Raw genomic sequence first — 11,111 nt, forward strand, 5'->3', positions numbered from 1 at the left:
CTCAGGCGTCGTCTCGTTCGGTGTTCAGGGCCATCTCGATCAGCGCGTCGGCGTCCAGATCGTCCAGGTCGTCCAGATCATCAAGGTCGTCCGGCACGTCCGGACCGTCCGGCTGCTCCGGGCCGTCGGGCCGGTCGGGTGTGCCGGGTGTGCCCGACGGCGCCGGGTCCGCCAGGCTCAGCAGGGTGTCCATCAGTCCGGCCTCCCGCAGCCGCTCGATCGGGATGGCCGCCAGCGCCGCGCGGACCGCCGCCTCGTCCGGGCCGGCGGGCCGCTCCTCGACCAGGACGCCCAGCTCCTCGCCGAGGAAGGCGGCCACCCGCTGGGGGGTGCGGTGGTTGAACACCAGGCTCGGCGGCAGGCGCAGGCCGGTCACCCGGCTCAGCCGGTTGCGCAGCTCGACCGCGGTCAAGGAGTCGAAGCCGAGGTCCTTGAACGCCTGGCCGGCCGCGACGGAGCGGCCGTCCTGGTAGCGCAGCACGGTGGCCGCCTCGGCCCGCACCACGTCGACCAGGATCTGCGGGCGCCGGCGCGGCGGCGCCGCCGCCAGCCGGGCGGCGAGGGCGGACGCCTCGTCGACGTCTCCCGTCGCGGCCGGCTCCGCGCCCGCGGCCGCCGTCGGCTCGTCCAGCAACTCGTGCAGCAGCGGGCTGGGCCGGACGGAGGTGAACGCCGCGCCGAAGACCTCCCAGTCCACGTCGGCCACGGTCAGACCGCTCTCCGCCCGGTCGACGGCCTGGGCGAGGGCCTGAACGCCGACTTCGGGATCCATCGGGGTGACGCCGCGGCGCAGCAGGCCGCCGGTGTCCCCGCTGACGGCCAGTCCGGCGCCCGCCCACGCTCCCCAGGCCACCGAGGTGCCGGCCAGGCCGCGGGCCCGGCGGTGCTCCACCAGGGCGTCCAGGAAGGCGTTGCCCGCCGCGTACGCGCCCTGTCCGCCGCCGCCCCAGACCGCGGCGATCGAGGAGAAGACGACGAACTGCTCAAGGTCGAGCCCGGCGGTCAGCTCGTGCAGGTGCACCGCTCCCCCGAGCTTCGCGGCCAGCACCGCGTCGAGCCCGTCGGTGTCGGCCTCGTCCAGCCGGCCCAGGCCGTCGACCCCGGCGGCGTGCAGCACCGCGGTCAGCGGCAGGTCCTGCGGCACGGCGGCCAGCACGCGGGCCAGGGCGTCGCGGTCGGCCACGTCGCACGCGGCGAGGGTGACCCGGCTGCCGTACCCGGCCAGTTCGGCCGCGAGCTCCCGCGCACCGGGGGTGTCCGCCCCACGCCGGCCGAGCAGCACCAGGTGCGCGGCGCCGCGCCGGGCCAACCACCGGGCGGAGTCGGCGCCGAGCGCGCCCAGCCCGCCGGTCACCAGGACCGTTCCGGTGGGCCGCCAGCCCTCGGGCGCCGGAACGGCGGTGTCCAGCGGGGCGCGCACCAGTCGGCGGGCCAGCAGGCCCGTCCCGCGGATCGCGACCTGGTCCTCGCCGGGGTCCTCGCCGAGCAGGACGGTCAGCAGGTCGCCGGCACGGGCGTCCACGGTGACCGGCAGGTCGACCAGGCCGCCCCAGCGCTCCGGGTTCTCCAGCGCGGCCACCCGGCCGAGGCCCCAGACCGACGCCTGGGCCGGGCTGTCCAGCGGATCGTCCCCGCCGGTGCGGACGGCGCCCCGGGTGGCCACCCAGAGCGGCGCCTCGATCCCCGCGCGGCCGAGCGCCTGGAGCAGGGCCACGGTGGCGGCGGTGCCCTCGGGCAGCGCCGATCCGGGCAGCGCGGAGCCGACGGCGGCGGTCAGCGACAGGACGCCGGAGACCTCACCCGCCGCTCCGGCCGCCTCGGCGAGCCGGGCGGCCAGCGCGTCCCGGCCGGTGCCGGGGTCGACCACGACGGTGACCTCGGCCCCGGCGGACCGGAGCGCGGCGGTGGCCCACTCGGTCAGCTCGGAGTCCTGCGGCGCGACGACCAGCCAGCCGCCGTCCAGCAGCCCCGTGGCGGGCAGGCCGGTCAGCGGCGTCCAGTCGACGCGGTAGCGCCAGCCGTCGATCGTCGCGTCCCGGCGGCGCCGGGTCCGCCACGCGGCGAGCGCGGGCACGACCGGGTCCAGCGCCTGCGGGCCGAGGTCCAGCGTGTCGGCCAGCTCCGCCAGGTCCCCGCGTTCCACGGCGGCCCAGAACCCGGCCTCCGCCGGGTCGGCGTCCTGCGGCTTGCCGGCCGGGGCCGGGGCCTGGTCCGGCCAGTAGCGGTCCCGTTGGAAGGCGTAGGTCGGCAGCGGAAGGTGACGGGCCGTGGGCAGCAGCGCGGACCAGTCGATTCCGGCGCCAGCCGTCCAGAGCACGGCCAGCGCGGTCAGGACGGTCTCGCGGCCGTCCCGGTCCTTGCGCAGCAGCGGCACGCCGACCGCGTCGGGGGCGCTCTGCGCGGCGAGCGCGGTCAGCACACCGTCCGGGCCCAGCTCGACGAGGCGGGTGACGCCCTCGCGGTGCAGGGCCTCGACGCCGTCGGCGAAGCGAACGGCCTCCCGGACCTGCCGCACCCAGTACTCGGGGGTGGTGAGGAGGCCGGGATCGGCGATCCCGCCGGTCAGGTTGGAGACGACCGGGATCCGCGGCTCGGCGAAGGTCAACCCGCCGAGCACGGCGGCGAATTCGGCGAGCATCGGCTCCATCAGGGCCGAGTGGAAGGCGTGCGAGACCGTCAGCCGGCTGGTCTTGCGACCCTCGGCCTTCCAGCGGGCCGCGAACTCCTCCACCACCTCGACGGGGCCGGAGGCCACGAGGGAGGTGGGGCCGTTGACGGCCGCGACGTCCAGGCGGTCGCCGATCGCGTCGCGGACCTCGGCCTCGGTGGCCTGCACCGCCAGCATCGCCCCGCCGCTCGGCAGCGCGTCCATCAGCCGGCCCCGCGCCGCCACCAGGGCGCACGCGTCGGCGAGCGAGAACACGCCCGCCACATGGGCGGCCGCGATCTCACCGATCGAGTGCCCGAGCAGGAACTCCGGTGCCACGCCCCAGGATTCGAGCAACCGGAACGAGGCCACCTCGACCGCGAACAGCCCGGCCTGCGCCCACACCGTCCGGTCCAGATCCTCGACGCCCTCGAACACCACGTCCTTCACCGGACGGTCCAGCAGCAGGTCGAACTCCGCGCAGACCGCGTCGAAAGCCGCCGCGAAGGCGGGGAACTCCTCGTACAACTCCCGCCCCATGCCGACCCGCTGCGCACCCTGACCGGTGAACAGGAACGCCGTCCGCCCCTCCGTCGCGACACCGGAGACGACCCCGCCCGACGGGCGGCCGTCCGCCAGCGCGGCCAGACCGTCCAGCAGCGCCGCCCGGCCGTCGCCGAGCAGCACCGCTCGGTGCTCCAGCGCGGCCCGGGAGAGCAGCGTCCCCGCCACCTCAACCGGCGCGAACTCCGGCTCCCCGCCGAGGAATTCGGCGAGCCGCCCGGCCTGCGCCGCCAGCGCGCCGGCCGAGCGTCCCGACACGATCCAGGGCAGCACGCCCTGTGTGGTCTCCGTCTCCTCGACCGCCACCGCCGGAGCGGCCTCCAGGATCACGTGGGCGTTGGTGCCGCTGATCCCGAAGGAGGACACGCCCGCGCGACGCGGGCGACCGGCCTCCGGCCACGGCCGGGCCTCGGTCAGCAGCTCGACCGCGCCCGCCGACCAGTCCACCTCGAAGGTCCGCTGCTCCGCGTGCAGGGTGGCCGGGAGCACGCCGTGCCGCAGCGCCTGCACCATCTTGATGACGCCCGCCACACCGGCCGCGGCCTGGGTGTGGCCGATGTTGGACTTGATCGAGCCCAGCCACAGCGGCTCGTCACCGCGGCCCTGGCCGTAGGTGGCCAGCAGCGCCTGGGCCTCGATCGGGTCGCCCAGGCTGGTGCCGGTGCCGTGCGCCTCCACCGCGTCCACCTCGGCGGCCGACAGCCCGGCACTCGCCAGCGCCTGCCGGATCACCCGCTGCTGGGCCGGGCCGTTGGGCGCCGTCAGACCGTTGGACGCGCCGTCCTGGTTGACCGCGCTGCCGCGCACCACCGCCAGCACCTGGTGCCCGAGCCGCCGGGCGTCCGACAGCCGCTCGACCACCAGCACGCCGACGCCCTCGCCCCAGCCCGTACCGTCCGCGTCCGCCGCGAAGGGCTTGCAGCGGCCGTCCGCCGCCAGCCCGCCCTGCCGGGCGAACTCGGTGAACACCCCGGAGCCGGTCATCACCGTCACACCGCTCGCGAGGGCCAGGTCGCACTCGCCGGAGCGCAGCGCCTGCGCCGCGAGGTGCAGCGCGACCAGCGAGGACGAGCAGGCCGTGTCCACGGTCATCGCCGGGCCCTCCAGCCCGAACGCGTACGCCACCCGGCCGGACAGGACGCTGGTCGCGCCACCGGTCAGCCGGTGCCCCTCGGTGTCCTGGGGCAGGTCCACGTCGACGCCGTAGTAGGAGGGCGCGGCGCCGGCGAAGACGCCGATCGGCTCGCCCTTGAGCGCCCGGGGATCGAGGCCGGCGGATTCGAAGGCCTCCCAGGAGGCCTCCAGCAGCAGCCGCTGCTGCGGGTCCATCGCCAGCGCCTCGCGCGGCGAGATCCCGAACAGGCCGGCGTCGAAGTCCGCGACGCCGTCGACGAAGCCCCCGAGGGTGGCGTAGGCGCCGGACTGCCCGGTGAGGTCCCAGCCGCGGTCGGCCGGGAACCGCACGATCCCGTCCCCGCCCGTGGAGACCAGTCGCCACAGGTCGGCCGGGGAGGCCACGTGGCCGGGGAAGCGGCAGGACATGCCGACGATGGCGATCGGCTCGCCGGGGTCCGCGACGGCAGCCGTCGCGCGGGGCCGGTCGGCCTCCTCGGCCGCGCCGAGCAGCAGGGTGGCGAGGAAGTCCGCGAGGGCCGCGGCCGTCGGGTAGTCGAACACCAGGGTGGCGGGCAGCCGCCGGCCGGTGGCGGTGTTCAGCCGGTTGCGCAGTTCCACCGCGGCCAGCGAGTCGACGCCGAGGTCCTTGAACGCCTGCTGCGGCCCGACCGCCTCGGCACCCGCGTGGCCGAGCACGGTGGCCGTGTTCGTCCGGACCAGGTCGAGCAGCAGTTGCCGCCGCTCGCCGTCCTCCAGGCCCCGGAGGCGGCGTTCCAGCGTGGCCTGCCCGCCCGTCACCGGGCCGTCGGCGGCCTGCCGCAGGGTGGGGCGGACCAGGCCGCGCAGCAGGGACGGCGGCTCGGCGCCCGAGGCGCGGGCGGCCGCGAGGTCGAGCGGGACCGGCAGCAGGTGCGCGGCGGGCAGGGCGGCCGCGCGATCGTGGAGGGCCAGTCCGAGCTCGGCGGTCAGCGTGCCGGAGAGCCGGTCGCCGCTGGTCACGGTGGAACCCTCGGCGAGGTGCCCGGTGAGGGCGCTGGCCTTCGCCCACAGGCCCCAGCCGAGCGACTGCGCGGGCAGGCCGTGCGCCCGGCGGTGCGCGGCGAGGGCGTCCAGGAAGGCGTTCGCGGCCGCGTAGTTGGCCTGGCCGCCGGTGCCGAAGGTCCCCGCGGCGGAGGAGTAGAGCACGAACGCGGCCAGGTCGGCGTCGGCGGTGAGCTCGTGCAGGTTGACGGCCGCGTCCACCTTGGGGCGCAGCACCGCGTCGAGCCGGGCCGGGGTGAGCGCGCCGAACACGCCGTCGTCCAGGACGCCCGCGGTGTGCACGACGCCGGTGAGCGGGTGCTCGGCGGGGATCGAGGCGAGCACCGCGGCCAGCGCCTCGCGGTCGGCGGCGTCGCAGGCCGCGACGGTCGCCTCGGCGCCCAGTTCCCGCAGTTCGGCGACCAGCTCCGCGGCGCCGGCGGCGGCCGGGCCCTGACGGCTCAGCAGGAGCAGGTGCCGTACGCCGTGCCCGGAGACCAGGTGGCGGGCCAGCAGACCGCCCAGGGTGCCGGTGCCGCCGGTGATCAGGACGGTGCCCTCGGGGTCGAGCGGCGCCGGGACGGTGAGGACGTTCTTGCCGATGTGCCGGGCCTGGCCGATGTGCCGGAAGGCCTCGACGGCGTTGCGCACGTCCCAGGCCGTGGTCGGCAGGTCGTGCAGCGCGCCGGCGTCGAACAGGGCGATGACCTCGGCGAGGATCTCGCCCATCCGCACCGGTCCGGCCTCGCCGAGGTCGAAGGCGCGGTAGCGGACGTCCTCGCGCGGGAGGTCGGTGCGGACGTCGGCCTTGCCCATCTCCAGGAAGCGGCCGCCGGGCGCGAGCAGGCGCAGCGAGGCGTCGACGAACTCGCCGGCCAGCGCGTTGAGCACGACGTCCACACCGCGTCCGCCGGTGGCGGCCCGGAAGGACTCCTCGAAGTCCAGGTCGCGGGAGGAGGCGATGCGGGTGTCGTCGAGGCCCTGGGCGCGCAGCACGTCCCACTTGCCGGTACTGGCCGTGCCGTAGACGTCGAGGCCCAGGTGCCGGCCGAGCTGGACGGCGGCCATGCCGACGCCCCCGGCCGCGGCGTGCACCAGCACGGACTCGCCGGGCCGGACGTCGGCCAGGTCGCGCAGCCCGTAGTAGGCCGTCGCGAACACCAGCGGGACGGCGGCGGCCCGGCCGAAGGTCCAGCCGTCGGGGATGCGGGCCAGCAGGTCGCGGGCCGTGACCGCGGTGGCGGCGATGCCGCCGGAGAAGAAGCCGAACACCCGGTCGCCGGGGGCGAGGTCGGTGACGCCGGGGCCGGTCCCGACCACCACGCCGGACGCCTCGGCGCCCATCGGCGCGCGCTCCGGGTACATGCCGAGCGCGAGCAGCACGTCGCGGAAGTTCACGCCGGCGGCGCGGACGGCGACCCGCACCTCGCCGGGGCCGAGCGGCCGGTCGGCGTCCGGCGCGGGGACCAGGGCGAGGTTCTCCAGCGTCCCCGGGCCGAGGGTGTCCAGGCGCCAGGCCTCCCGGCCGGACGGCACGGCGAGCGTGTCCGAGGGCCGGGCCAGCCGGGCGGCGAGGACGGCGCCGTCGCGGACGGCCAGCACCGGCTCGTCGCCGTGGGCGGCCACCGGGCACCAGTCGTCGGCCGGGGCCTCGCCCTCCAGGTCGACCAGCACGATCCGGCCGGGGTTCTCGGTCTGCGCGGAGCGGACCAGGCCCCGGACCGCGGCGGCGACCAGGTCGACGGGCTCCTGACCGACGGCGACGGCGCCGCGGGTCACGACCACCAGCCGGGTGTCCGCCAGCCGATCCTCGGCCAGCCAGGCCTGGAGGTCCGTCAGGAGGCGGCCGGCCGTCTCCCGCACCCTGGCGGGCAGGTCGACGGCCTCGGCAGCGGTCGTGGGGACGGGCAGCACGACGGCCCGCGGCACCGGGCGTCCGTCGTCGAGCGCGGCGACCAGCTCGGCGAGCCCGGTGTACCGGGGCGCGTCGAGCGGCGGGACGGCGGGCGCGGGGGTGTCCGCGCCGCCCGGGGCGGGCGCACCGAGCACGGCCCAGGTCGCGGGCCCGGAACCGGCGGCGCCCGACGGCGTGACCGGGGTCCAGTCCAGCGCGAACAGCGCCTCGGCGACGGCCGGGCCGACGGCGGGGCGCAGCTGCTCGGCCTCGACCTCCCGCAGTACCAGGGACTCGATGGTCATGACGGGCGCCCCGGTGCCGTCGGCGACACTCAGCGCCACGCCGTCGGCGGTCACGGTCAGGGTGACCCGCAGCACGGCGGCACCGGCCGCGTGCAGCCGGACGCCGGTCCAGGCGAACGGCATCCGGGCGGCCCGGTGGGCGTCCACGGCGGCGGAGAAGCCGACCGCGTGCAGCGCGGCGTCCAGCAGCGCGGGGTGCAGCCCGTACGCCTGCGCCTGGCCGGCGGCGGCCTCGGGGAGCAGCACCTCGGCGTGGACGCTGTCGCCGTCGCTCCAGGCCGCGTGCAGCCCCTGGAACACCGGTCCGTAGCCGTAGCCGACGGCCGTCAGGCGGTCGTAGAAGCCGTCGAGGTCGACGGGCTCGGCCCCCACGGGCGGCCAGGTCCCGGCAACGGCGGAGCCGTCGGCAGCCGGGGTGGCGGAGCCGTCGGCGGCCGAGGCGGCGGCGCCCGCCGGGGAGAGCACCCCGGTCGCGTGGCACACCCACGCGGAGTCCTCCGCCTCGGAGCGCGACAGGACCTGCACGGTACGCTCCCCGGCCTCGTCGGCCTCGGAGACGCTCACCTGGACGGCGACGCCGCCCTGCTGCGGCAGCACCAGCGGCGACTGGATCACCAGCTCGCGCAGCACCTCGCAGCCGGCCTCGCGGCCCGCCCTCAGCGCCATCTCCACCAGGGCGGTGCCGGGGACGAGCACGGTGTCCAGGACGGCGTGGTCGGCGAGCCAGGGGTGCACGGCCAGGCTCAGCCGCCCGGTCAGCACCAGTCCCCCGCCGTGCAGGGCGACGACCGCGCCCAGCAGCGGGTGCCGGGCCCCGGTCTGGCCGAGGGCCTTCACGTCGCCCGCCCCGGCGGTCGGCTTCGGCCAGTACCGCTGCCGCTGGAAGGCGTAGGTCGGCAGGTCGAGCCGGCGTCCACCGGTGACGACCAGGGACCAGTCGAGTTCGGTGCCGCTCGTCCACAGGGTGGCGAGCGCGGTCAGCGCGGTCTCGGACTCCGCGCGGTCACGGCGCATCAGCGGGGCGACCACGCCCTCGGCGAGCTGCTGCCCGACCAGGCCCGACAGCACGGCGTCCGGGCCCAGCTCGACGTAGCGGGTCACGCCCAGGCCGTGCAGGGCCTCGACGCCGTCGGCGAAGCGGACGGCCTCGCGGACCTGGCGGACCCAGTAGTCGGGGGTGGTGAGCAGGCCGGGATCGGCGAGCGTCCCGGTCAGGTTGGAGACGACCGGGATGATCGGCTCGGCGAAGGTCAACCCGCCGAGCACAGCGGCGAATTCGGCGAGCATCGGCTCCATCAGCGCCGAGTGGAAGGCGTGCGAGACCGTCAGTCGACGGGTCTTGCGGCCCTCGGCCGACCAACGGGCGGCGAACTCCTCCACCACCTCGGTCGGACCGGAAACCACCAGCGCGGTCGGGCCGTTGACGGCCGCGACATCCAGGCGGTCGCCGATCTCCGAACGCACCTCCGGCTCGGCGGCCTGCACCGCCAGCATCGCCCCGCCCTCGGGCAGCGCGTCCATCAGCCGACCGCGCGCCGCCACCAGGGCGCACGCGTCGGCGAGGGAGAACACGCCCGCCACATGGGCGGCGGCGATCTCACCGATCGAGTGCCCGAGCAGGAACTCCGGTGCCACGCCCCAGGATTCGAGCAGCCGGAACGAGGCCACCTCGACCGCGAACAGCCCGGCCTGCGCCCACACCGTCCGGTCCAGATCCTCCGCACCCGCGAAGACGACCGCGCGCACCGACCGCCCGAGCTTCCCGTCCAGCTCCGCACAGACCGCGTCGAAGGCCGCCGCGAAGGCGGGGAAGGCCTCGTACAACTCCCGCCCCATGCCGACCCGCTGCGCACCCTGACCCGTGAACAGGAACGCCGTCCGCCCCTCCGTCGCGACACCGGAGACGACCCCGCCCGAGGGACGACCGTCCGCCAGTGCGCCGAGGCCGTCCAGCAGCGCCGCCCGGTCGGACCCGAGCAGCACCGCTCGGTGCTCCAGCGCGGCCCGGGAGAGCAGCGTCCCCGCCACCTCCACTGGCGCGAACTCCGGCTCGCCGCCGAGGAATTCGGCCAGTCGCCCGGCCTGCGCCGCCAGTGCCTCGGACGATCCGCCCGACACCGGCCACGGCGCCACGCCGTTCGGCGCCGGGGGCTCCTCCAACGGAGCCCCCTCCCCCGAAGCCCCCTCCGCCGAAATCTCCGGCGCCGACTCCAGGATGACGTGGGCGTTGGTGCCGCTGATCCCGAAGGAGGACACACCCGCGCGACGCGGACGGTCCGCCGCCGGCCACGGCCGGGCCTCGGTCAGCAGCTCGACCGCGCCGGTCGTCCAGTCGACGTGCGGGGACGGCGCGTCCGCGTGCAGGGTGGCCGGCAGGACGCCCTGCCGCATCGCCTGCACCATCTTGATCACCCCGGCCACACCGGCCGCCGCCTGGGTGTGCCCGATGTTCGACTTGATCGAGCCGAGCCACAGCGGCCGCCCCTCGGGGCGCTCCTGCCCGTAGGTGGCCAGCAGCGCCTGCGCCTCGATCGGGTCGCCCAGGCTGGTTCCGGTGCCGTGCGCCTCGACGGCGTCCACCTCGGCCGCCTCCAGGCGGGCGTTGGCCAGCGCCTGCCGGATCACCCGCTCCTGCGAGGGACCGTTCGGGGCGGTCAGACCGTTCGACGCACCGTCCTGGTTGACCGCGCTCCCCCGGACCACCGCCAGCACCTCGTGCCCGAGCCGCTGCGCGTCCGACAGCCGCTCCAGCACCAGCACGCCGACGCCCTCGCCCCAGCCCGTGCCGTCCGCGTCCGCCGCGAAGGCCTTGCAGCGGCCGTCCGCCGCCAGCCCGCCCTGCCGGTTGAAGCTGGCGTACCCGCCGGGGGTGGACATCACGGTGGCGCCGCCCGCGAGGGCCAGGTCGCACTCGCCGGAGCGCAGCGCGTGCGCCGCGAGGTGCATGGCGACCAGCGAGGACGAGCAGGCCGTGTCCACGGTGACCGCCGGGCCCTCCAGCCCGAACACGTACGAGAGCCGGCCGGACATCACGCTGGCGGTGGTGCCGGTGGCGATGTGCCCCTCCAGGCCCTCCGGGGAGGCGAGCGCGACCAGGCCGTAGTCCTGGCCGTTGGTGCCCGCGAACACCCCGGTCCGGCTGCCGCGCAGCGCGCGCGGGTTCAGGCCGGCGGCCTCGAAGGCCTCCCAGGAGGCCTCCAGCAGCAGGCGCTGCTGCGGGTCCATGGCGGTGGCCTCGCGCGGGCTGATGCCGAAGAACGCCGCGTCGAACTCGTCGGCGTCGTGGAGGAAGCCGCCCTGCCGGGCGTAGTCGTCGTCCTCGTCCTCGGCCCAGCCCCGGTTGGTCGGGAAGTCGCCGACCGCGTCGGTGCGTCCGGCCACCAGCCGCCACAGCTCGGCGGGCGTCCGCACCCCGCCGGGGAAGCGGCAGCCCATGCCGACGATGGCGATCGGCTCCTGCGCGCGGTCCTCGATGGTGCGGATCCGGCGGTGCGCCTGGCGGAGCTCGCCCGTCACCCACTTCAGATGGTCGAGCAGCTTCTGGTCATCCGCCATGGATCTTCCC

1 protein-coding gene is annotated in these 11,111 nt (G+C 76.6%); it reads right to left on the minus strand.

Annotated features, from left to right (window positions below; translation table 11 throughout):
* Position 1: 1 nt before the first annotated feature.
* Entirely contained in the window at positions 2-11,101 is an 11,100-nt protein-coding gene (locus tag ACFWJ4_RS15625; protein WP_380543888.1) for a type I polyketide synthase, read from the minus strand.
* Between the last annotated feature and the right edge of the window lie 10 nt (positions 11,102-11,111).

The sequence above is a fragment of the Kitasatospora sp. NPDC127067 genome, from assembly GCF_042724755.1.
Classification (GTDB): Bacteria; Actinomycetota; Actinomycetes; order Streptomycetales; family Streptomycetaceae; genus Kitasatospora; species Kitasatospora lactacystinica.